The sequence below is a fragment of the Chitinophaga dinghuensis genome, assembly GCF_003259435.1.
Taxonomy (GTDB): Bacteria; Bacteroidota; Bacteroidia; order Chitinophagales; family Chitinophagaceae; genus Chitinophaga; species Chitinophaga dinghuensis.
Genome location: NZ_QLMA01000006.1, coordinates 115,513 through 137,823, shown reverse-complemented (window position 1 = coordinate 137,823; position 22,311 = coordinate 115,513). Strand labels below are relative to the sequence as shown.

The 22,311-nt window shown below is 45.2% G+C and carries 19 protein-coding genes; 4 read left to right on the top strand and 15 right to left on the bottom strand.

Annotated elements, in window-relative coordinates:
* Positions 1–36 precede the first annotated feature (36 nt).
* The 5 genes from CLV59_RS18155 to CLV59_RS18135 form a co-directional block, all read right to left on the bottom strand.
* Positions 37–1,341 carry a metallophosphoesterase gene (locus CLV59_RS18155; protein ID WP_211323954.1) on the bottom strand — a complete coding sequence of 435 codons (1,305 nt, stop codon included), beginning with the start codon at positions 1,339–1,341 and terminating at the stop codon, positions 37–39.
* Between the two features lie 147 nt (positions 1,342–1,488).
* Positions 1,489–2,901, bottom strand: coding sequence for a hypothetical protein (locus CLV59_RS18150; protein WP_111593496.1), 1,413 nt, complete (start codon positions 2,899–2,901; stop codon positions 1,489–1,491).
* Between the two features lie 10 nt (positions 2,902–2,911).
* A complete protein-coding gene (locus CLV59_RS18145) occupies positions 2,912–5,710 on the bottom strand; it encodes a TonB-dependent receptor (protein WP_111593495.1) in 2,799 nt (932 codons plus the stop codon).
* 467 nt (positions 5,711–6,177) lie between these two features.
* Positions 6,178–6,540, bottom strand: coding sequence for a VOC family protein (locus CLV59_RS18140; protein WP_211323952.1), 363 nt, complete (start codon positions 6,538–6,540; stop codon positions 6,178–6,180).
* A gap of 185 nt (positions 6,541–6,725) precedes the next feature.
* Positions 6,726–7,571, bottom strand: a complete 846-nt coding sequence (locus tag CLV59_RS18135) for a TIGR02452 family protein (RefSeq protein WP_146616235.1) — start codon at positions 7,569–7,571, stop codon at positions 6,726–6,728.
* 115 nt (positions 7,572–7,686) lie between these two features.
* Between CLV59_RS18135 and CLV59_RS18130 the strand changes: the two genes are divergently transcribed.
* Positions 7,687–7,905, top strand: a complete 219-nt coding sequence (locus CLV59_RS18130) for a DUF4287 domain-containing protein (RefSeq protein WP_111593493.1) — start codon at positions 7,687–7,689, stop codon at positions 7,903–7,905.
* 174 nt (positions 7,906–8,079) lie between these two features.
* Here CLV59_RS18130 and CLV59_RS18125 read toward each other — a convergent pair whose 3' ends face one another.
* The 3 genes from CLV59_RS18125 to CLV59_RS18115 are packed head-to-tail and all read right to left on the bottom strand — an operon-like array spanning position 8,080 to position 9,981.
* Entirely contained in the window at positions 8,080–8,460 is a 381-nt protein-coding gene (locus CLV59_RS18125; protein WP_111593821.1) for a DUF1634 domain-containing protein, read from the bottom strand.
* Positions 8,461–8,482: 22 nt separating this feature from the next.
* Positions 8,483–9,316: a sulfite exporter TauE/SafE family protein gene (locus CLV59_RS18120; protein ID WP_111593492.1), complete on the bottom strand. Its 834-nt coding sequence runs from the start codon at positions 9,314–9,316 to the stop codon at positions 8,483–8,485.
* Positions 9,313–9,981, bottom strand: a complete 669-nt coding sequence (locus CLV59_RS18115; RefSeq protein ID WP_111593491.1) for a FadR/GntR family transcriptional regulator — start codon at positions 9,979–9,981, stop codon at positions 9,313–9,315. Before CLV59_RS18115 ends, CLV59_RS18120 begins: the two co-directional genes overlap by 4 nt.
* A 162-nt stretch (positions 9,982–10,143) precedes the next feature.
* Here CLV59_RS18115 and CLV59_RS18110 point away from each other — a divergent pair, with 162 nt between their 5' ends.
* Positions 10,144–10,911, top strand: a complete 768-nt coding sequence (locus CLV59_RS18110) for a hypothetical protein (RefSeq protein WP_111593490.1) — start codon at positions 10,144–10,146, stop codon at positions 10,909–10,911.
* 77 nt (positions 10,912–10,988) lie between these two features.
* On the opposite strand, the gene CLV59_RS18105 is transcribed toward CLV59_RS18110, so the two are convergent.
* The 6 genes from CLV59_RS18105 to CLV59_RS18080 all read right to left on the bottom strand — a co-directional run bounded on the left by CLV59_RS18105 (position 10,989) and on the right by CLV59_RS18080 (position 18,855).
* Positions 10,989–14,183 (bottom strand): efflux RND transporter permease subunit, encoded by a 3,195-nt coding sequence (locus CLV59_RS18105; protein WP_111593489.1) that lies wholly within the window; start codon positions 14,181–14,183, stop codon positions 10,989–10,991.
* Between the two features lie 49 nt (positions 14,184–14,232).
* On the bottom strand, positions 14,233–15,312 hold the full coding sequence (locus CLV59_RS18100) for an efflux RND transporter periplasmic adaptor subunit (protein WP_211323950.1): 1,080 nt from the start codon (positions 15,310–15,312) through the stop codon (positions 14,233–14,235).
* A gap of 41 nt (positions 15,313–15,353) precedes the next feature.
* Positions 15,354–16,679 (bottom strand): TolC family protein, encoded by a 1,326-nt coding sequence (locus CLV59_RS18095; protein ID WP_170137801.1) that lies wholly within the window; start codon positions 16,677–16,679, stop codon positions 15,354–15,356.
* A 420-nt stretch (positions 16,680–17,099) separates the two neighbouring features.
* Positions 17,100–17,666, bottom strand: coding sequence for a DUF4256 domain-containing protein (locus tag CLV59_RS18090; protein ID WP_111593487.1), 567 nt, complete (start codon positions 17,664–17,666; stop codon positions 17,100–17,102).
* 58 nt (positions 17,667–17,724) lie between these two features.
* Entirely contained in the window at positions 17,725–18,306 is a 582-nt protein-coding gene (locus CLV59_RS18085) for a phosphoribosyltransferase family protein (protein WP_111593486.1), read from the bottom strand.
* Positions 18,307–18,453: 147 nt separating this feature from the next.
* Positions 18,454–18,855 (bottom strand): hypothetical protein, encoded by a 402-nt coding sequence (locus CLV59_RS18080; protein ID WP_146616234.1) that lies wholly within the window; start codon positions 18,853–18,855, stop codon positions 18,454–18,456.
* A gap of 252 nt (positions 18,856–19,107) precedes the next feature.
* Between CLV59_RS18080 and CLV59_RS18075 the strand changes: the two genes are divergently transcribed.
* Both CLV59_RS18075 and CLV59_RS18070 read left to right on the top strand, forming a co-directional pair.
* Positions 19,108–20,628, top strand: a complete 1,521-nt coding sequence (locus tag CLV59_RS18075; protein WP_111593484.1) for a serine hydrolase domain-containing protein — start codon at positions 19,108–19,110, stop codon at positions 20,626–20,628.
* Positions 20,625–21,467 carry an alpha/beta fold hydrolase gene (locus tag CLV59_RS18070; RefSeq protein WP_111593483.1) on the top strand — a complete coding sequence of 281 codons (843 nt, stop codon included), beginning with the start codon at positions 20,625–20,627 and terminating at the stop codon, positions 21,465–21,467. The genes CLV59_RS18075 and CLV59_RS18070 overlap by 4 nt, the downstream gene beginning before the upstream one ends.
* Here CLV59_RS18070 and CLV59_RS18065 read toward each other — a convergent pair.
* Entirely contained in the window at positions 21,448–22,299 is an 852-nt protein-coding gene (locus CLV59_RS18065; RefSeq protein ID WP_111593482.1) for a helix-turn-helix domain-containing protein, read from the bottom strand. The genes CLV59_RS18070 and CLV59_RS18065 overlap by 20 nt on opposite strands.
* Positions 22,300–22,311 lie beyond the last annotated feature (12 nt).

The window sequence follows — 22,311 nt, the reverse complement described above, 5'->3', positions numbered from 1 at the left end:
GTGACGTCATTGCCTTTTTTAATGCAACTGCTGCTTCTACTTTGTAATTGTAAAAGTGTCCAGTTCTTTACCATCTTCTGCAATCTGGCGGAAGATCATTTTATTTCCGTCTACATCTGCTACCGTAAAGGAGTGCGTATGCGCGATGAATTTAAAGGTAAACTTCTGCCAGGAATCGGTGTCTATTTCCTGTTCTTCATTATACAGTTCCTGACCGCCGGCGCCAGTTACCAGGTAGATAATGCCATTGGGTTTGGTTTGTGACTTTCCATCAAATGCTTTATCCAGTGTCCATTTGCCTGGAACGACTCTACCACGGATGCTTTTATTGTCTTTACCACCAACGAGCAGCGTACCTTTTTTCTCTGGCTGGAAGGTAAGCGGGAAGCTGCGTTGATAGTTATGTACGTGTCCATTGAGCACAACATCTACTTTTCCTGCCTCGAAAACTGGCGACAGGAGGCGCATTTGTTGTTGTTCAAAATGATCAATGGAAGAGCTGAAACCTGGGTGGTGGAATACCACGATTCTCCAGGCAGCATCTTTAGACGCGGCTAAATCATCCGTTACCCATTTACGCAGCGTGCTGTCTGTCCAGTCCACATACGTATCAGAATCGATGAAAGTCCAGTGAACATTCCCATAGTTAAAAGAGAAATTGCCCATTACCGGATAAGCTTTACCAGCAGCTGTTTCGAAAGCCTTTCTATTTTCAGCGGTCGCTTTGATAGCTGGTACAACCGGGCCGCCTTCTACTGCTGGAAGGCCGTTCAGTGGCTGATCCCAGAAAGCATAATAAGCGAGAGCGTCCGGGTGGCTATTGAGATCTCTTGTATCGCCATCGTGGTTGCCCAGTGCGGCAACAAAGGGAATGGAACGCATTAATGGAGCGCCTTCATTGCTGATCGTATCAGCATTATAAACTGGCCAGAAGTTAGTGCGGTATTCGGATATCAGTCCACGTTCATATACGATATCGCCAGGAACTACTACCAGATCAGGATTTGCCAAGTGTGCCTGGCGGGCCAGTAATTTGGCGCTGGGAGTACCTGCACCGATATCGCCAAAAGCTACAAACCGGAAAGGTTGATCTTTTCTTTTCGGCGCTTTTCCCTGCGCGGAAAATAGCTGTTTTTTATTCTTCAGTACGCGGTACTGGAAGCTGTTACCGGAGGAGAGGTCTGACAGTAATGTTCTGTATACGAAGTGCGTATTTAGATTAGCCACTGCTACACGGGTCAGTTCCGGTTTACCGGCTTTCTTCCAGGTATTAGTACCTTCCGCTTTCACTTCTACCTCCCAGGTATTGCTGCTATCGGCGCTGTGCCACAGGAGTTCCATTGTACCTGGATTTGGCTGGTAGCCGATTTGCAGGTAGGGCGCTGCGATAAAATTTGTATTCGTCTGTCCTATCGATCCTTTTGAAAAAAGGAGTAAACCTAAAAATAAATAATAAGCCTTATTAATCATGGTAAGCTGAATTTCGAATTAGTGTTGATTGCCATAACCATTGTACTGATAGCAACCGATATCTTTTCCCGGAGGCGTGATGTCTGTAGCGCCATAGATCGGGTCTACTGGTACGTCTGCCCTTGGTGTGAAAGCGGTAAATCCTTTACCAATACATGGAGAAGTGGATTTCAGTCGGAAGTTATATTTACCTACAACCGTAATATCCCGCAGGTTAAGTCCGGCAGGTAAAGGGCAGGGCCCATCTACGAACTGCGGGTTATTAGCGCCTATAATGGCGGAATTTGCAGAGTAGGTACTGCCTGGCGTCCAGTTGGCCGGCAGGAAGGATGCAGGCGTAGGGATATCCGTAGCAGGCGCTTTGCTGATACATACGCTGATAGCCATAGAAGGATAAATATTATTTGCTACCGACATAGAATCGCAATACGTATAGTTGTAACCGTAAGTGAGGTTGGCTGTATCTGCAATCGGGTTTTGCACCACGCGTAATCCGAATTTACAGTTAATGATCAGGTTATTGAAAGCCATACCGCCAGCGCCTTCCTCAAAGTTAATGGAGCCGCCACGACCGGCAGAAGAGCGTCTGTAGCCACAGTTTACGATCGTATTGTTATAGATACGGAGATTACTGTTCGGCACACCGGCAATTGCTCCTGCATTCGACAGTTTAGGTCCGTTAGTAGCCATACCAATACAAAGGTTATAGGCGAAATCACCGATCAGACCTGCTTTTCCATTCAATGCCTCTCCTCCTGTATAGCCACATTTCTCGAATGTATTCCGCATGATGGATACTTTTCCGCCCAGTATACGCAGTGGATCATCCACGCTACCATAGATCCAGGAGTCTTCCATTACAAACACTCCGTGCGGGTTTTGGAAGAACAGTGGATAAGGGCTGGTATAGATCTGACGGATACCGCTGGCAGCAGGGATAGCAGCGCCTCCGAATTCAACACGTGTCCATTTCATTACCATCAGCGGGCAGGTAGGACCGCCGATGATACCGATCCATTTACCACGGAGTGCCGGATCAGCATTTGGATCAGCGCCGTAGGTATCTGTTTTGGTTACGCCCGGATAGGTAAACAGGTTTGGTTTTTCCTTAGTACCGAGGGAGATCAGGGTACCGCGTACACCGAGACCGTAGTTGCCTGTAAAGTTGATCGTTACCCCTTCCTGGATGATGAGCGTATCTTTTTCATTGACAAAAATATCTCCGCAAACGGTGTAGGTTTTTCCGGCCAGCATAGTTCCTTTGATCGCATTGTTGAGCGGATCGGAGCCAAGACAGCCCGTATCGCTTACCGGAGAGGCCACCGCTTTAGGCGCCAGGTAAAGTTCTTTCTTATCAGCCGTCTTGTTACATGCAACTGCACCTGCCAGCAATAACAAGCCTAAAAATTGATTGAAAATATGATGCTTCATGCGATGAGTTTTAAAGTTTGTATCTGAAACCAAACAGGAAAGATGTTTTATAATAGTCTTTCTGAACAATGATTCTGTTGTCAGTATCTGTTTGCTGGCTCAGTGGCACATTGGTTTTCTGGAGATAGTTATTGTACGACTGATGCATGCTGGTAATCGTCGGGGTATTCGTGAGGTTGACGATTTTTCCGTAGCAGGTCAGTTTATCGAACAGGCGTTGTTCAAAGGAAAGATCCACTTGCGTAGTAGGCTGCAACCAGTAATGGAGGCCAGCATAGGTATTCAGGATAGCGAGGCGCTCTCCGGTGTATACCACTGCCACCTGGAAATCTGTTCCTGATTTCGGGTTTTTATACAGCAAGGATAAATTCCCGATATGGTTTGCTTGTCCCTGCATAGGGCGGGTTTCAGCAACATATTTATCAGTGATACCCAGTTTAGGATCGCGGTATTTATAGAGCATGCTATCGTTCGTGATACGGGAATGGGTATACGTATAGTTGGCCGAGATACCAAATGATCCGATATACTTGATGAATACGGCTTCGAAACCATAGTTTGTAGCTGCAGTTCCAATATTCACGGGCTGGAATACCTGGGAATTGTAACCGAATCTTCTTACAGACAACTCAATAGGATCATCGATTTTCTTGTAGAATACGCCCAGCAACAATTGATCTGCTTTACCGGGGAAGAATTCATATCGGAGATCGAAGTTATTGGCAGTAGAATGTTGCAGGCCTTCCGGGTTACCTCTTTCTTTAAACAGTTCGTAGTTATCCGGGCCATCAGGAATCAGTTCAGAGAACTGAGGGCGCGCTACTGCTTTATAATAAGCGAATCGTAAAGCCTGGTTGTAATGCAGTTGGTATTTCAATTGCAGACTTGGGAGGAAGTCGGTATAAGTGATCGTGCCCTCTTTGTAATCTGCAGTAGGCGGTAATTGCGTATTGTAATGCTGATAGGTGTGTTCAACTCTCAGTCCGCCGAGGGCTTCCAGTTGTTTGGCCAGTTGCCATTTACCTTGGAGGTAGGCTGCTGTAATGATTTCTCTGAACGTATAGTTGTTACCGTTAAGTTGCGCAGTGGCATCGGAGCCGATGAAAGTGAATTTCGCATTATCTACTGTCGTAAACAACTGGTTAGAACCGCCTGTACGCAGGGGATTCAGGTTATAGTAGTTGTAGAAGTTATCGCGGTTTTTATTGCGGTACAGCGCACCACCTTTCCATTCAAAAGCCCTGTTGAGCAATTTCGTATCATGGGTATAGTTGGCATAGAAGGAAACGTCTTTATCGCTGTTTTGCATCCAGCTGCGGGTCATGGCGCTGAGGATATCATCGCCTACCAGGTTTACTTTGGGGCCGGTTCTGTCTACGCTTAGTCCCCCGTGGGTGAAGGCTGTCAGGTCCGGGATGCTGTTTTTTGCAATAGAATAGGCGGCCGACCAATCCAGTTTACTGTTATCTGTAACCTGGTGTTCGCCCTGGAGGGTAGTGTTGTAGATAGATTGGTATTGCCAGGTGGTTCTGGAAGAATAGGATAAAGTCTGGTTGATGGCATTGGTGGTATCGATAGAAGATCTTACCTGTTTATCATCCAGGTGTACATAGGTAGAGAATAGAGATATTTTATTTCTATTATTAAAATGATAATCCACCTTACCGGTAGCGCCTATACGTTGAGTATGGGTAGAATATTTTCTTTCTCTCAGGTATTCAAAAGACGGGATATCGTCTACGTTGGGAGTGGTAGCAGTGGTGAATACAGAAGTAGCGGTACCGCGGTATTGATCCTGGAAACTACCGGAGAGTATAACGCCGAGGTTTTTATTTTTACCAAATCGGTTGCCGATACTGATACCAGCATTGGTGTTGATAGGTGCGGATTTGGATTGATAGTTCAGGTGTCCCAGTGGAAACTCGGATTCATTGGCAGCGTAGGCAGCGCCATGGATCTGGTTGGGAGACTGTTTATTCATCGTGCTGGCGGAGAAGGATTGGAAGGGCTGGTCATTGAAGATGTTGTTATATCCGCCGCCTACATTTACCTGGAACAGTTTGGTGGCGGGGGCATCTTTCATCACCAGGTTGATGGTACCGCCGATAGCGTCGCCTTCCATGGATGGGGTCAGGCTTTTGCTGACTTCCAGTCGTTCCAGGAGTTCGGATGGGAAGAGGTCGAGCGGAATGAATCTGCTTTTATTATCCGGACTGGGGATTTTGATATTATTGACGAGGGTATTGATATAGCGTTTATCCATACCTCGGATGATGGGATATCTTCCTTCGCCGGAGCTACTTTTTTCTACGGTGACGCCGCTAACGCGTTGCAGTGCGTTAGCAACGGTGATATCTGGTAATAGTTGCAGTGTTTTGGAGGAGAGGATATTTACCAGTTGATAGGATTTTTGTTCCAGTCTTCTGGCGCTGGCATCTTCATTTTTGCCGGCTCCTACCACGGTTACTCCGGAGAGGTCGCTGGAGGTTGGTTTGGCGGGGATATCCACTTCCACGTTGTCGGTGGAGGATTTCAGGTGGAATGGACCTGCTTTGGATGTGGAATATCCGGTATAGGTAGCGACGAGTTCATAATCGCCTGGTTGAAGATTTTTGAAATGGAAGGACCCGTCCAGTTTAACGATTGCCTTAGCGGAAGCGCCTTTCAGGACAACGGTAGCGCCTACCAGCGGTTCGCCGGTGGTAGCGTCGGTAACGCGTCCTTTGATGGATTGGGCGTAGCTATGAACAGAGAGGCATACGAAAGTAGCTGAAAAAATTAGTTGGGTAAATTTTTTTGCAGTGGCCATAAATAAATTTTAGCGCTACAAAAATGAACAGTAAAAGTGGCATCCAACAGGGGTTTGATGCGAATTCACTTAAACATAATTTTTATATCATATTAGTTTAACAATATCTTCAGAAAGTAACCAGAATCGGGTGGTTTAGGGAGACACGAAGTATGCTGTCGGCCATTATTTCTTGTAGTAAAAATCGATGAACTTATTGCCTGTCAAGGCAGAACGTATACCCATAACAGATATGGCGGCTAAAACTCAGTTTTTCTTCAAAATTCAGGGGGATGGCTGTGATTTTTGGGGATGAGCAGCGAATAATAAATAAATGGTTCGTTCATCTTTGTTTATGGTCACTATGGAGTTATGCTGCAGTAAATAGCAGTTGTAACTGTATAGGCTATACGGCAAGGTTAACAAGTATCATAACCCAATTCAATATATATCCGGAGGCGGTATAGTGCCGCCTCCATCTATTAGCATTATAGATCATCGCTATCTTCTGTCAGTTCAATTTTTCTACCGTCCAGATCCTGGATGATGGCGGTATAGCCCCACTCCTGCTGTGCAGGTTCGGATACTATAGTGGCATCCATGCCGCGGAGGGTTTTTATTGTCTGCTCCAGGTTGGCTACAACGAATCCCAGGCGGTTCGTTATGTCAGGCGATGGCGTACCTTTTGGTAGTGGGTATAATTCCAATACCGGCGTACTTCCTACGCTTGAATAGTGTAGTGGGCCGTTGCCATGCTGATGGTAATCAAACTGGTAGCCCAGGGCAGCATAAAATTTGGATTGCTCCGATAATTTATCTGTCTTGATGACAATTAAATTTAAATGCACCATGTCTGAAAGGAGTTATAGATTAAAGCTAATCAAACCTGGAAATATTAGGTAATTTAATTCCAGGAAGGTAGGCGCCGTGGTAGGTCCAATGAGGGTGGTTCGGCGCAGGTCGATATATGTGAGAATATTTTTATATAAAAAGATCGTGGATTTGGCGGCTATTTGGGACATCAGTTAAAAACATTTTATAGCTGGCCAAATGCAGCTTTAAACGCATGAATATTAGCGCCGTCCTCCTTTCTGTCGAGCACTGCAAATACAACTGATTTGAAGCAGCGACTATATTTACCGCCGGGCGCCAGGTAGGTAGCGAAGTACGCTGCGATTTTCCGGGGATCATTTCTAAAAACGCCACAGCCCCATGCTCCGAGTAGCAGGTGGTCCATACCAGCATGATACATCAGTGCCAGTACTTTGTCCATTCGTTGCAGCATGACCGTTTCCGCAAAGGGTAATTCTTCCGGGCGTACATTCAATATAGCGCCTACATTGACCGCAGGACTGGTAACCACAGATACATGATAAGGTTGTTCCAGCAACTCACCATCATCATTACGAAAGAAGACTACATCCGGGCTCCAGATCATGTGATCAGAATACAACATCGTAGGTCTGTTCCTGTTATACTCATACATGTCAAAGTTTGCCATCAGGGTACTGTAAAGGGAAGAGGATAAAGCCAGACTTTCTTCCTGTGCCACTGCTCCTCCGAGGAATCCGCCGCCTGGGTTTTTCGCGGATGCAAAGTTAAGACAGCCCACTTTCCCTCCTTGCAATACCATGCTGCTGGCTGCTTTCAGGACTGTGCTATTCTGTACAATAATGCTTGTTTCCTGGTTTTCAGCGGCAATACGAGGGAGCATTTCTTTCATCAATGTATCCAGTTCATCTGGAGTGTACAATCTGCTTCCAGCCGTGGAAGCAGTAAGAGAATCATTGATCACAATTTTCCTGTCGTTTACATGGTAATAACCATGCTCCATAATTTCAAGCGTTTCTTTCGCTTTAGTAACGCGGGTTGATTTCTTCATATTCGGGTTAATAAACTTAATGGGGGCAAAGATAGCAGTTTTCAGAGAATAATATATGTGTAACTTACAGTATATTACACCGTTACCCAATCTTTATTCACCAAACCAGGTAATTATGTCTTTTCAAGCTTATCTCGACAACATTCAAAAGAAAACCGGAAAATCACCTGAAGATTTCAAAAAACTCGCCGATGCAAAGGGCTTTAGCGACAAAGGAAAATTAAAAGCAGGGGTAAAAGCAGGTGAAATTGTAGCCTGGCTGAAGGCCGACTTTGAGCTGGGGCATGGCCATGCTATGGCCATTTATGCATTATTGAGCGGAAAAAAGGAGTAGCGATAAAATCCAACAGGCCGGTAAGATTTACCAGCCTGTTGGATCTAACATCTACTTTATGGTCTGGATTTTTTCAGATCAATCACTTGTGTTTTCGGACCATCGATCATGTAAATGGTTGCAGGGAAGTGCTTCGCTTAAACTGACTATTAAATGGTATGTAGGCAGACGCCATCATCCCAGTCCACCATGGACACTCACAAAAATGATCATGAGTACGATCAGGGTGATTACTACATAAAGTCTATCCTTCTCCAGTATGAATCCGATCAGGGAAAATATGACCCGCATAATGGGTGTTGCGAATAAGAGCATTACGCCCAGCATCATAAAGGCAGTCCCTTTTCCAGCACTAATTCCTTGAAACACCTCCTGCAGAATTCCGGGCATATGATGATCTTGCTCCACAAATTTCGGATGGTGCACCGTTTCCAGTCCGTGGCTGGACAAATAAATAACCCCGCCAATAAAGGCGATGGCTAAGGAAGTCCATACCCCCCAGCGGAGCAGGTTCCCAATGATATATTGCAGATCTTTATCTTTAATGTTTGCCATTTTTTTCTTTTTGATGATATGGTTAAATCCTGCCGGTAGCGCCATTATAAATCATTTGCAGCGCCAGTAATGTGATGACGATAGCAAAGAATATCTTCAGTTTTTCCGGGGAAGAACGAATCAGGATTCTCGCGCCTGTCAGCGCTCCCAGTAAAACGCCTATGACTACGGGCATGCATATATCGGGTTGTATGTATCCGCGTTGCAGATAGACTACCGCGCTGGCAGTAGCGGTTACTCCCATCATGAAGTTACTCGTGGTAGTGGATACTTTAAAAGGAATGCGCATAATGTTATCCATGGCAATTACTTTCAGTGCGCCGGAACCGATGCCCAGTAAGCCGGAGAGAATACCTGCCACAATCATCATCACAAATCCGCCTGCTACGTTTTTGGTTCCATATTCCACTTCGCCGTTGGCGGTAGGATAACTGCCGTATAATTTGAGTCGCTGTGCCAGCGGACTGGATTCCTTTAACACATGTACTGCCTTTTTGCGGAGTGAGTTCATCGCAGAAAATATCAGGATACATCCAAAAAGAATTGCGATGAAATGGGTAGGTGCGATGGTGGCTAAAAGAGCGCCCACCACTGCTCCTACGGTGGTGGCAATTTCCAGGAACATGCCTATCCGCATGTTTGTGATACCTTCCCGCACATAGGCCGCAGCTGAACCGGAGGAGGTAGCAATCACAGATACTAATGCCGCTCCGATGGCATACTGAATATCTACTCCTAAAAAAACGCTGAGCAATGGAATAATTACCACGCCCCCTCCCAGTCCGGTCAAAGAACCAATCAGTCCTGCGCAATATGCTCCTGCAAACAGGATAAGTGTAAATGCTAATACCGTCATTTTGTAAGTCTTAAATTATGTTGTAAGAGGCTGTCGAGGCATTCGAGTGCCGCTTGTTCATCTTTATCGGCTACCGCCTGTAGTAGTTGTTCGTGCAGGGCATGGGTACGGCCAAACTGCGCCACGCTGCCTGCATCTCTTTGCTGAAAGGAGTTACGGAGTACGTTGGAAAAGCTGATGAAGAGATCCGCGAGTACGCTGTTGTGACTGGCCACTGCCAGTTTGGTGTGGAAAAGAATATCTGCGTCAATAGCGGCTGGGTAGTCGCCGGTACTCACCGCCTCCTTTCGTTTTTCCAGGGCTTGTTGCATTTCTTTTAACTGCGCGTGCTTCCGATGCACGACTGCCAGTCGGATAATCTCCCGTTCAAGGAGGGTACGCACCTGGTTCAGTTCTCTCTGTGCAGCCCTTCGCAGGCGCTGTTCCAGCGACTCTGTATCTGTGCTGATATCATTTACATAGGTACCTGAGCCTTGCTGGACCCGTAGTATGCCGTTCTGTGCAAGGGTTTTTATAGCCTCTCGAATGGTGGACCTGCCCACTTTAAACTGCTCCATTAATTCCGGTTCGGCTGGAATTTTCATTCCTTTTTTCCACTTGCCAAGGGAAATATGCTCTTGCAGCTTTTCAATAACTATATCCGCCAGTTTCTCTCGTTTAGACATAATTTCGAAACATCTGATGTTTCACAAATATAGTCATTCTACATTTAAAACATCAGATGTTTTAAAATAATTGACAGACAATGGTATTAATCAATTGATAATCATTTACTTTTTGATCCGTATTTTGTATATATTCGTCAAAATCAGATGTAATTATTTTTTATGAGAATATATGCGCTTTTAATGCTGCTGTGCTGCACAATTTCCGGCTTTGCTCAGAACACGATCAACAACTATAAATATGTGATCGTACCGGAGAAATTTGAATTCAGCAAAGAAGTTAATCAGTATGGCCTAAATACAATCGCTAAACTCCTGTTGGAACAGAAAGGATTTACTGCATTCGTAGCCAACGAGGAATTACCAGCCGATCTGGCTGCGAACAAATGCAATGCCCTCAAAGCAGAAGTAGTACAAAGGAAAGCCCTCTTCGTTACGAATCTTACCCTCATCCTGAAAGACTGCCAGGGAAATATTGTATACAAAGGGAAAGAAGGGAAAAGCAGAGAGAAAGAATTCGGCGTAGCATACAACGAAGCGCTCCGTGATGCCTTTACCTCTCTCAATAACGAACCATACAAATATAACGGTACCACCTATACGACACAACAGGTTACTGCCGTAGCGCCAGTGGCCACTCCTGCTCCAGTAGCGGCGCCAACTGCCAGCGCTCCAGCTCCGACGCCTGCCGCTCCGGAAGTGAAAGAAGCTGCCGGTACGCTATATGCACAGGCTACCGCCAATGGCTTTCAGTTGATAGACACTACGCCTAAAAAAGTATTGACTATGCTAAAAACATCTGTACCAGATTATTTTATTGCAGACAACGGCGCCAATAACGGCATCGTACTGAAGAAAGGCGGCGAATGGTATTTCGAGTACTATAAAGACAGTAAACTGATCTCAGAAAAACTGCTGATCAAGTTCTAATGATAATAACGTACTAAAGAAAAAAACCTCGTTCTCCTTAGTGAGAACGAGGTTTTTCAATTATAGCATGTCTTCCGTTAGTTACCATTTTCTCCGCCACCCACTTCTCTGTACGGAATTCTATCTACCTTTCTGTAGGCCCAGCCAAAAATGAGCGGGAACACCCACAACGAGAACACCATCGCGCAAAGAATACCGCCTATCACTACTCTTGCCAGCGGCCTGGAGCTCTCTGAACCGATGCCATGAGAGATAGCGGCCGGGAATAACCCAATAGCAGCCATCAATGCGGTCATCATCACCGGACGAATCCTCGTATTCACCCCTAGTTTTATCGCATTATACAACATGTCCTTCCCTCGCATGGTGGCCAGGTTCTCCTTAAACCGCGTTATAAGGATAATCCCATCCTGTATACAAATACCGAAGAGCGCAATGAAACCAATACCTGCAGATATACTGAAGTTCGTACCTGTAATATGCAGGGCCAGAATCCCTCCCACCAGGGCAAAAGGCACGTTGGTAAATACCAGCAGGGCATCTTTGAAATTGCCGAACATACTGATCAACAGCAGGAATATCAAGGATAAGCTAATGGGCACCACTAATGCCAATCGTTTCTCCGCCCGCTGCTGGTTCTCGAAATCTCCCTGGAATGCCATCGTATAGCCCCTTTTCAACTTTACCTTCTCCTTTACTTTCTCCATTGCCTCTGCAATGGTGCTTCCCATATCCCGCCCGCGAATGGAGAATTTCAATGCGGCATAACGCTGGTTATCATCCCGGAAAATCAACGCCGCTCCTGTTTTCTGCGTAATAGTGGCTATCTCTTTTATCGGCACCTTACTGCCGTTCTGGGTAGGCACCAGCAACTCCCCTATCTGTGCCGGCGTTCGTCGGAATTCTTCCGGCATTCTCACACGAATATCAAATATCTTGATTCCTTCATATAACTGACTGGCAGGCACCCCTCCCGGGCCCAAGCCCGTCATCGCCATACTGATAACAGCATTCGCCTGCGAAGTAGCAACGCCATACAAAGCCATCTTTTGCTGACTGAGATTGATATCCAGCTCCGGCTGACCAATGTTATGCATGATGCCCAAATCTTCAATACCCCTTACCTTCTTCAAAACATTAAAGTACTCCGACAGCTTCCCTTCCATATAGTTCAGCGAATCCCCGTAAATCTTTAATACAATACTTCCCTTTACCCCAGATACCGCTTCTTCCACATTATCCATGATAGGTTGGGAAAAGTTCAGATTCACGCCAGGAATAACCGCCAACGCCTTATTCATCTGATCTACCAGTTCTTCCTTACTGATTTTAGGCTTCCATTGCGATTCCGGAAACATCAGTACGTCAAACTCATTATTGTAATAACCCGTAACATCTGTTCCATCATCCGGCCTACCCGTTTGGGATACACAATATTGTACCTGCGGGAAGGTCATGATGATATCCCTTGCCCGCTTGGATATTTCCACTGATTTATTCAAGTCTATACTGTAGTTACCCTGGATACGTATCCAGATACTACCCTCATTCAATTCCGGCAGGAATTCCGACCCCAGGAACTTAAAGGAATAAATACCCAGGACCATCACAATGAGCGAGCATACCACTACCAATTCTTTGCGCTTGAATGATTTGACAAAACCCATCAGCATAAAGCCCATCATATGGTGCACAATAGGGTTATGCTTTTCCCTTACATTCTTACGCATCAACATACTGATCAGCACAGGTACCAGCGTCAGGGTGGTTATCAAGGAGCCGAGCAGCGCAAAACTGAGGGTATTGGCCAGTGGCGAGAACATTTTCCCTTCTACTTTCTGGAAGGCAAATATGGGCAGCAGGGCAGTGATGATGATTACGTTGAGATAGAACGGACGTTTCCCGATTTCTGCTGCATTCTTTCGGATCAATCCCACCTTACTCAACTTATTAAACCGATCCATCCCTATCTCTTTTGCCTTCGCGTCAAGGACGACAAAAATCCCTTCCACCATCACAATGGTTCCATCCAGGATAATCCCAAAATCCACTGCTCCCAGCGACAACAAGTTAGCGCTCATTCCCATTATACGCAGACATATGAAGGCAAACAACAACGATATAGGAATGATGACCGCCACAATTAAAGTAGCTCTCCAATCGAACAGGAATAATGAAATCAATATGATTACCAGCACAATACCCTCTATCAGGTTATGCAAAACCGTATGGGTCGCGTATTCTATCAGATTAGCGCGATCGTAGTATGGAACGATCTTCGTATCAGCAGGTAGTACAAAATTATTGAGGTAATCAATTTTCTTCTTCAGATTGGTGACCACTTCAGATGGATTCTCCCCTTTACGCATCACCACAATGGCCTCCACCACATCCTGCTGATCGGTCACGGTGCTCTTTCCATTTTTATCGATCACCCTGTCGCTTCTCCCCACCCATCCTAAGCGGGGTATATTGGAGATTTCAACTGTGGCCACATCCTTAACCAGTAACGGCACCCCGTTATTGTTCTGGATAATGATGTTCTTTATTTCTTCTATGTCGTTGAGTAACCCGATACCACGCACTACAAAGGCCTGGTTATTCTGGAAGATCATATCTCCCCCCACATTGATATTGGTATTCTGAACGGCTGTAAATACGTCCAGTGGCGTAAGTCCGATATTAGCCAGCTTACCTGGGTCTACCTTAATCTCATACGCTTTGGTTTTCCCGCCAAAACTATTGATATCTCCTACACCGGGTACGCTTCTCAGATGACGGTCTATTACCCAGTCCTGCATCGTTTTCAGCTCTCTCACATCCCGGAAGGTACTGGTAATCGTATAGCGGTAGATCTCTCCGGTGGGTCCTGTCGGCGGTTGTACAGAGGGTTGTATACCACCGGGCAGTGTGGCATTTGGCAGCAGGTTCATCACCTGCTGCCGGGCCTGCGCATCTTTGACATCATCATCGAAAATCAGTTTGATGTAAGAAAGTCCGAATATAGTAGTGCTGCGCAGACTAATTTTCTTCTGTACGGGATTCATCGCTATCTCAATGGGAATGGTCACAAACTTCTCCACTTCTTCCGCACTGCGGCCAGGCCATTGAGTAATGATGGTAATTTCTGTATTGGTAACATCCGGGAATGCTTCAATAGGCATATTGATGAAGGTGAATACCCCCGTGATGATGAGCAACACCGTGATAAATAAAATGAAATATTTATTCTTCAGCGAAAAGCCAATGATCCTTCTTAATATCTTCGTCATTGTATTGTATTAAAGGATTCTAAGAGTTTTGATTGCCAGTGTTGCCGCATCAACTATTCAGCGCTTCATAAATCAGGATCACATCATAGGCAATCACCTGATCGCCTTCTTTCACGCCGGCCGATATATAGGTTTCATTGCCATTGGAACCCAGCACCTGCACAGGCGTAATACGTACATCCTTGTTACTGTGATATATCAATACATAATACTGACTATGATCAAACATCAAAGCATGCGAGGAGACGGTCAGCGCTTTATGACCTAAAGGATTCAATACATTCACACTGGCAAACATCTGCGGTTTCAACAGGTATTCATCATTGGGAAGTACAATACGCACTTTCATGACCTTACTGGAAGGGTCCAGTACATTGAGCATCTTGTCTACTTTCCCTTTAAATACTTTATCAGGGTAGGATAATGTGGTCACATTCACTTCATCTCCTACGTGTACGCGACTGATATTGGATTCATAAACATTGGCCTGAATCCACACATTTTTGAGATCCGAAATGGTGAACAGATTGGTGCCATTATCTGTGCGTATAACGGTGTTGTTAGTGATATTCTTTTGAACGATAAACCCATTGATAGGAGATTTCACCATATATACTCCCTGGCGGTTATCGCCATTGATTTTCAGGATGCGTTGCTGCATCTGTAACTGCGCCAATGCCTGATCATAATTGGTTTGTGCGCTAGTTAGGTCCAGTTGCGAGGCCAGCCCGTTTTTGAAAAGATCTTTCGTAGCGTCCAGTTGCTTTTTGGTGCTGGTGACATTCGTCTCTGCTACTACCATATTGTTTTCATATCCTGCCATTTCAGAACTCTTCACCGTTGCCAGTACCTGTCCGGCTTTCACTACATCTCCTAATTGGGTACTCACATTCTGAACGATTCCGCTTACAGGTGGAAAAATATTCACCTGGTTATCCTGGTTAAAATCCACCATCCCTGTAAGGGTGATGGCATCCACGACCGGCGTCATTCGCACAGTGTCCAGCTTCAGGTGTTTCATCAGGGAATCCGGAATGACATAAGCTTCTCTTTCATTGCTCTTACTTTCATTCTTCGAACCACAGCCGAAAGCTGTTGCCATGGCTACGATTAGTAACAATCTTGTCAAATTGCGCATATTTGATATTGTCCGCATGGGGGTATGCATCTTTAATTATTAAAAAAACTAAAGCCTGTATAGAAGTTGATACTTTCCAAAGCATTCAGCTTATTCAACTGTATGCCATTAATCTGAAGCGTATTTTGTTTGTAGGAATCATAGAAGTCCAGAAAGTCCAGCAATCCAATCGTGCGTTTCTTGTATGCATCCAGGGCCGCTTGTATGAGGCGACTATAATCATTCTTAAAGCTGGGATCTATCTTCTGGTATAATTTATCTGCATCGATCGACTGTTGCAAGGCTCTGTACACATTCTCATCTACGGTCATGGCTACACTCTGTTCTGAGATCTCATTCATTTTGACCATCGCTTTCGCGGAACGGATATTTCCCTGATTGCGGTTGAATGCAGGGAGATCAATAGCTATCCCGGCCATGAACAGATCTTTGATGTAACTACCCTGTTTATCATAGTTCAGACTCAAGGTAGGGTCTGGCGCCGCCAGCGCTTTCTGATAGCTGTAATTCATGCGACTGATCTGTGTAGTGGTTTGGGCTATTTTCAGATCCGTCCGGCGCTGATAGGCGGAATCGATCAGTTCCGGCAGTGGATACTTCAGGGGATTGGCGACAGCCACCATATTAGTATCCAGTTGCGGCATTAAGTAAGTCAGGTGCTTTACCTGGAGGATTAACTTCAATTCGCTCTGGGTATTATTGATCTGATCAATCAGGCCCTGGTATTCACTTTGCAGACTATACAACTGTGCCTTTACGCGTACCATTTCCTTTTCAGAGATCCAGAATTTCTGTTCTTTCATCAGGTTATTATAAGCGTCTACCACCACTTGTAAGCCGTCTATTTCATCCTTGTAAACCTTTGCGCTGGCTTGCAGAAAGTATATGGTAAAGAAATCTGTTCTCAATGTATACTTTAATGTGCGCAGCAGATCGTAGAACTGGTATTCCGACAGCCGGGTGTTATACTGGGCGAGTTTAATCGCTTTATTACGTTTGCCTGCAATCACAATTTCCTGACTGATATTACCCGAAGCCTCCCCTGCATTGGAAAATGGAGAGGGAAACAGTTTATTGGATGGCGTAGGCGTAATATTGGGATCATGCCCTACTAAGGCAGTAGAAAAGGAGAAATTCGGATTGGGATATAATCTTGCCTGTACTTCCAGCGCCTTTTGTACATCGATATTATAGCGCTGGGCTAAGAGGGCAAGATTATTCTTTAAGAAAAGGTGCTCGGCACTATCCAAACGGAGATACATAGTATCCACGGCAGGAAGTGGATAGCCTTGCCGAGCTTTCGCCCCTAAGAAGCCCAGGCAGAGGAACATACAAACACGCAACATTTTAAATTGCATAGACGAAATATTAGGGAAACATTTATGGTGGAAAATTACAGAAATAGTCATTCCAGCCAAATTAAAAGATCATAAGAACCAAATTAGAAGGTTTTAATGTACAGTAACCGGCCATTATCAACAGCCACAGAATATGGATGGAGTCCTTATTACTCAGGGCGCTACTTGAAAAATGTGATCCATCCCTCACGCATATACGATATTTTGACGAAACGATTTACCTCTCTGCATATACGAAAATTTTAGGTATAACAGTTATAACAGGCAGCTTGTTTGTTAGGATAAAGAGTTTCTTTTCCTGCATGGCTCTCCCCTAAAAATAAAAGCGGGGCAAGTCTGCCGACCTACCCCGCTAATAACAAGCAGATGACGCATACACATTCAGAACTGATTGGTATTCATCTCCCTAAAATATATTAATTATACATATAGCTTCCCTCTGAAACCTCTGGCGGCGTAATAGGAATCCGCGCCATTATGATATATAAAAACGTGGTCATAGCGGCGATCACCAAACAAGGCGCCTTTCAGCTTACGGATGGCTTCCGGCGTTATAATCCAACTGGAGGTTTTAGTATCAAACTTTCCCAGCTCCTGCAAATGCCGGTATTCGGCTTCAGACAGCAATTCGACCCCCATCTCTGCAGCCGCGTCCATGGCCGAATTCGCCGGCTTATTCTCCTTTCTTCCGTCCAGCGCCACCCGGTCATAACAGTAGCTTCTGCGCTCCTTGGGCGATTCAGCGGAACAGTCAAAAAAGATATACTCCCCGGTTTGTTTATCCTGGCCTACCACATCGGGTTCTCCGCCTGTTTTCTCCATTTCATGGAGCGACCAGAGCTTAGCAGCGGCAGATGCCAGTCGGCCTTCCACATCTGCCCATTGAATATCTTTATGCCGCTGTTTATTTTTCTCGAAACGGTTCTTTAAGGTTTCCAGCAGTGCAGTCTGATCTGCGGACGATAACTTCCTGGTAGTGTTCTTCATAGCTTAGTTGCGTATAGCTATAAAGATAACAAGTAATTGCAAAAATTACAGTTGCCTGTCAGGCATAGAAATCACTGATATCGTAGCTCCCCGTCATTCTGTTGGGAATCAGTACCAGGTCTGCTTCGTCTAGATTATCATCCATAGACCGCAGCGCCACAGGCGCCGCCACCACAATTGATTTGGCATGCATACTCTTACAGAAATGAATGGCGGCAACGACAGAAGCACCCGACTTAATACCATCTGTTATCAGAATGGCATTTTTCCCTGTCAGATCCGGGAATTTTTCGCCAGCCCGCTGCTGTGCAATTTTCTGATGTATGTCCTGCCGGCTCTTTTCCCTTAAAAGTAAGTAAGATTCCAGCTCCTGAGGAGCCATCTGCGTCATTTCATACAGCTCTTCTTCTTCGCAGACAGCGCCCCATACATGGTCTTTATTTTGAGGATCAGTCAGCTTTTGTACGAACAGTTCCAGCGAGGGAATATTTAATATTTTACCGATGTAATTAGCCATAGCAGCCCCTTCGTCGTTGAGGCCAATGGCAATAGCATCTCCATCCATAAGGGAAGCCTGCAGTAAGATGGCCATGCTTTCTGCAGCCTGTTGCCTGTCTTTAAACAGAATATTTTTTTCCATATAACAACGTTTTTAAAGTAGTAAAAAAACAGCAGATTATACTTAAAAGAATCGCACACAATTTGTGCCATATCGCGCCTCAAACACGTTAAAAAAAAGGGAACAGCCATGCAGCTGTTCCCTTTTCTTACTATGATGAATACTATTTTATTCTGCGTCTTTCTTACCGCCATGCTGAGCATTCATGGCTTTCAACTGTGTAAGTTGATCAGGGGTAAGAATAGTCTGGAATTGTTGCTTGCGGTAAGCGGAGATATCTTTGAAACCATTACCGGCTTTATCGCCATTCGCCTTCAGGGCATCCTTGCGACGAATGCATTCTGTATTTACTGCCAGTACTTTTTTATACTGATCATCTGTCAGATGCAACTTCGTCTTTAATTCATCCGAATAAGCAATTGCTCTTTGTTCCGGAGCAGGTAATGCTTTGGGGGTAGCAGGAGCCTTAGCAGGCGCCTGTTTGGTTGCCGCAGGTGCAGGAGTAGCGGTTTGTGCAAAAACGGGAGACATTGCCATCATGACAACGATTGCAGCAATTAACTTTTTCATGTTTTTCATTTGTTTTTTTATTATGGTCGATAATTCAATATCCTTGCCATTAGGCCATCCGCACATTTAACCTGACTTAAAATCCCCTTAAAAAACCATTAAAAGCGGCAAACACCTTCTTCAAAAAAACGGGATCTAATTCTACATTAAGTTATAGCATTTTCGTCACAAAATCCGACCTGTTCAAAACATATTGTTGTTGGCGCAATAACTTATCTCATAATATTACGCTACCTAATAAAACCCGCTGTTATGCGACAATACCTTGTTGGAATATTATGCCTGCTCTCCTCCGCCATGAGTGCTCAAAGCCGGGATACCGCCCTTCAGACATACTTTGGTACTTTATCTGCCCACCATCTGTTTGATGGAAATATTACCCTCGCAGAAAAAGGGATGAAAGTCTATGCCTATACTGGTGGCTACGCGAACTATGCCTCCCACCAACTGAATACTGGACAATCCCGGTTTAACCTTGCCTCCGTTTCGAAAATATTTACATCTACCGCCATTCTTCAGCTAAAAGAACAACGCAAACTGAAACTGGAAGACGATGTAACTAAGTATCTTCCCATTTTTCCATTCAAGCGGATCACTATCCGTCATTTGCTTACACATACTTCCGGGCTGCCGAACCTGGAGCTGTATGAGGAGGTAGTCAAAAAATACCCGGATTCCGTTATTTCCAATGCTTCCATATTACCACTACTTCAGCAATGGAAACAAGGATTGTACTTCACTCCCGGCGACCAGTTTCGATACTGCAATACCAATTACACCTTGCTGTCGCTCATTGTAGAAAAGATTTCAGGCATTTCCTTCCCGGAATACCTGCGCAAGCATATCTTTCAACCCGCCGGTATGAAAGATACCTATGTAGCAATATACGGTGCCAAGCCCGATACGTTGCGGGTGCAACAACAAGTACTCCCCACCTGGTATGATTCTGTTTATGTACCAGCAGAACAGGTGAAACGGTATCGGTACACCGAATACAATAACCAGGCAAGCATAGGACCTTCCAATGTGATCACCACCGCAGATGACATGATCCGGTTCGACAATGCCTTCTTTAGTGGCAAACTCCTGTCCATGGCCACTGTGGAAGAGGCCATCACCCCTCTAAAGCTGAATAACGGTACCGTATATACGGAAGAGATGGATACCATGCAGGGAGAAGGTACCGGACATTACGGCCTCGGCTGGGAAATATTTCAGCAGCCCAAGTTTGGGCGTAGTGTGGGACATGGAGGATATAAATTCGGCATTGCTACATTTTATTTTCATAACCTGGATCGCAAACAAGTGCTGATAGCCTATACAAACGGTAACAGTAGATTCGGCGAGCAGGTTACATCTGCATTTCTTATGCTGAATAATATGGCCTGTAAATCGCCCAATATCAGGCAATCCGCCGTACGCGCATATGCCAAAGCATTGATTGCACAAGGTCCGGATCATGCCGCATGTATGCTGCATCTTTATATGACGGATACAACGCATTTCTATTTTAATAACCGGGAGATGAACTTCCTCGGTTATGATTTTCTTTATCAATGCGCCGCTCCAGGCCATCAGCAATGGTCGCTGGAAACCTTTAAACTCAATACATTCCTTGACCCCCACAATTTCAATACCTACGACAGTTATGGAGAAGCCCTCCTGGAAAGCGGGCACAAAGCAGATGCTGTTCATATGTATCAGCGATCATTAGAATTAAACCCCACCAGTGAAGATGGGATTAAAGCGATGAAAAAACTAGGATTGAGATGACATTCACTACGCATACCACCACCTCCAAAGACGGCGCCATTATCGGGTACAAACAAACCGGAGCCGGGAAAGGACTGATCATTTGCCATGGCGCCGCCCGCAGTTCGGCGCATTATGAAGACCTTGCACTGGCACTTGCCGACAGGTTTACCGTGTATATACCCGATCGCAGGGGAAGAGGATGCAGTGGAGACGAAGGCCCCCATTATGGCCTTCAGCAAGCGGTGGAAGATTTAGCGGCCGTGATAAAGGTGACGGCTCCCGACTTCATATTCGGCCATAGTGCGGGCGCTATGATTGCCCTGGAGACGATGTTAACCCATCCCGTGAAGCAACTGGCAATATACGAGCCGCCCATTTCTGTAGACCGTTCTTTCCCATTCAGTTGGATTCCGGATTTTGAAACTGCCTTGCGAAATGGAGATAAAATCAAAGCGATGGCCATTTCATTAAAAGGGTTGAATATAGTGGAGGGCATAGGAAAATTGCCAATTTGGGCGATTGTATTGTTCATCCAGGCACTCTCTTTTACAGAGGAAAAAGGCCAGCGGATGGTGGATTTAATTCCGACCCTGCGTGCGGATATTCACATGGCGGAACAACTGGATTCGCAGGTAGAACGTTACCGGGAAGTAACGATTCCTGTATGTCTGATGGCCGGCACTAAAAGTCCGGAATACTTTCATACCGGCTTAAAGGCTCTCTCAGCAGTACTTCCACAGTCAGACACCAAAATCTTTGACTGGATGGATCATTACTCGCCAGAAGGGAATGTTGTCGCGATAGCAAATCATTTAAAACGTTTCTTTTCAATGCATACTACGGTCGTGATTTCCTAAACGCAGACGGGGTCATACCCTTATACTTCTTGAAGGTGCGGTTCAAATGACTTTCATCCGTAAAACCCAGCTCATAGGCAATTTCACTGATTCTTAAAGCACTGTATTGCAAGCGAGTTTCTACCAGCCGCAGTTTATAATTTGTAATAAACTGTAACAGGTTTTCGCCCGTATGTTTCTTGAAATATTCGCTGATATAGTTTTGGGAAATATGAAAGTGCGCAGCCAGTTGTTCCGCCTTCAGTTTCTCCGGATGATAGATGTGCTGATGTATGTAGTGAATGATTTCCTGGGAAACTGCTGCGGAGGGTTCAGCGCCCGCTGCAATATGAGCGGATACATTCCTTGCTACAATGGTGATCAGCGTATTTACCAGCTGTTGTATTACTTCCTGCCGGAAGGGATGCTCCCCCAGCAACTCGCGGATAATGCCGTCTGTAATGGCTTTCACCAATGGCTTATCCTGCACTTGATGCAAAATACAACCAGGCCGGTGCGTATTATGCTGAAAGATATATTCAATGTTCCGAATCCAGTCATTCAGATTACTATACAAATCCTGTGATTGTTGCGCGCGCAGATAGATATCATTGAACTTCACGACAAGGAAGGTAGTAGTCGTCTTTACTTCAAAATGGTGCCGCGATTGTGGCGTTACTAGAAACAGATGGTCGCCACTATAAAGAAAACTATTGTCGTTTACATGTTGGACTCCTTCTCCCCGGATTATATAAATCAGCTCAAAAAAGGTATTCCGATGAAGTGCCAGCGGGCATTCATTTAGTTCCTTATATTCCACTTCAAAGGGCTGAAATAAGTTACTGATATACATACCCACAAATAT

What these genes read in the sequence shown, in the direction of transcription:
- CLV59_RS18090 (WP_111593487.1), bottom strand. Translation starts at nt 17,666, where the DNA reads ATGAAGAACACTACCAGGAAGTTATCGTCCGCAGATCAGACTGCACTG.
- CLV59_RS18140 (WP_211323952.1), bottom strand. Translation starts at nt 6,540, where the DNA reads ATGGTGCATTTAAATTTAATTGTCATCAAGACAGATAAATTATCGGAG.
- CLV59_RS18135 (WP_146616235.1), bottom strand. Translation starts at nt 7,571, where the DNA reads ATGAAGAAATCAACCCGCGTTACTAAAGCGAAAGAAACGCTTGAAATT.
- CLV59_RS18070 (WP_111593483.1), top strand. Translation starts at nt 20,625, where the DNA reads ATGACATTCACTACGCATACCACCACCTCCAAAGACGGCGCCATTATC.
- CLV59_RS18115 (WP_111593491.1), bottom strand. Translation starts at nt 9,981, where the DNA reads ATGTCTAAACGAGAGAAACTGGCGGATATAGTTATTGAAAAGCTGCAA.
- CLV59_RS18150 (WP_111593496.1), bottom strand. Translation starts at nt 2,901, where the DNA reads ATGAAGCATCATATTTTCAATCAATTTTTAGGCTTGTTATTGCTGGCA.
- CLV59_RS18105 (WP_111593489.1), bottom strand. Translation starts at nt 14,183, where the DNA reads ATGACGAAGATATTAAGAAGGATCATTGGCTTTTCGCTGAAGAATAAA.
- CLV59_RS18085 (WP_111593486.1), bottom strand. Translation starts at nt 18,306, where the DNA reads ATGGAAAAAAATATTCTGTTTAAAGACAGGCAACAGGCTGCAGAAAGC.
- CLV59_RS18145 (WP_111593495.1), bottom strand. Translation starts at nt 5,710, where the DNA reads ATGGCCACTGCAAAAAAATTTACCCAACTAATTTTTTCAGCTACTTTC.
- CLV59_RS18155 (WP_211323954.1), bottom strand. Translation starts at nt 1,341, where the DNA reads ATGGAACTCCTGTGGCACAGCGCCGATAGCAGCAATACCTGGGAGGTA.
- CLV59_RS18065 (WP_111593482.1), bottom strand. Translation starts at nt 22,299, where the DNA reads ATGTATATCAGTAACTTATTTCAGCCCTTTGAAGTGGAATATAAGGAA.
- CLV59_RS18130 (WP_111593493.1), top strand. Translation starts at nt 7,687, where the DNA reads ATGTCTTTTCAAGCTTATCTCGACAACATTCAAAAGAAAACCGGAAAA.
- CLV59_RS18080 (WP_146616234.1), bottom strand. Translation starts at nt 18,855, where the DNA reads ATGAAAAAGTTAATTGCTGCAATCGTTGTCATGATGGCAATGTCTCCC.
- CLV59_RS18125 (WP_111593821.1), bottom strand. Translation starts at nt 8,460, where the DNA reads ATGGCAAACATTAAAGATAAAGATCTGCAATATATCATTGGGAACCTG.
- CLV59_RS18110 (WP_111593490.1), top strand. Translation starts at nt 10,144, where the DNA reads ATGAGAATATATGCGCTTTTAATGCTGCTGTGCTGCACAATTTCCGGC.
- CLV59_RS18095 (WP_170137801.1), bottom strand. Translation starts at nt 16,679, where the DNA reads ATGCAATTTAAAATGTTGCGTGTTTGTATGTTCCTCTGCCTGGGCTTC.
- CLV59_RS18075 (WP_111593484.1), top strand. Translation starts at nt 19,108, where the DNA reads ATGCGACAATACCTTGTTGGAATATTATGCCTGCTCTCCTCCGCCATG.
- CLV59_RS18120 (WP_111593492.1), bottom strand. Translation starts at nt 9,316, where the DNA reads ATGACGGTATTAGCATTTACACTTATCCTGTTTGCAGGAGCATATTGC.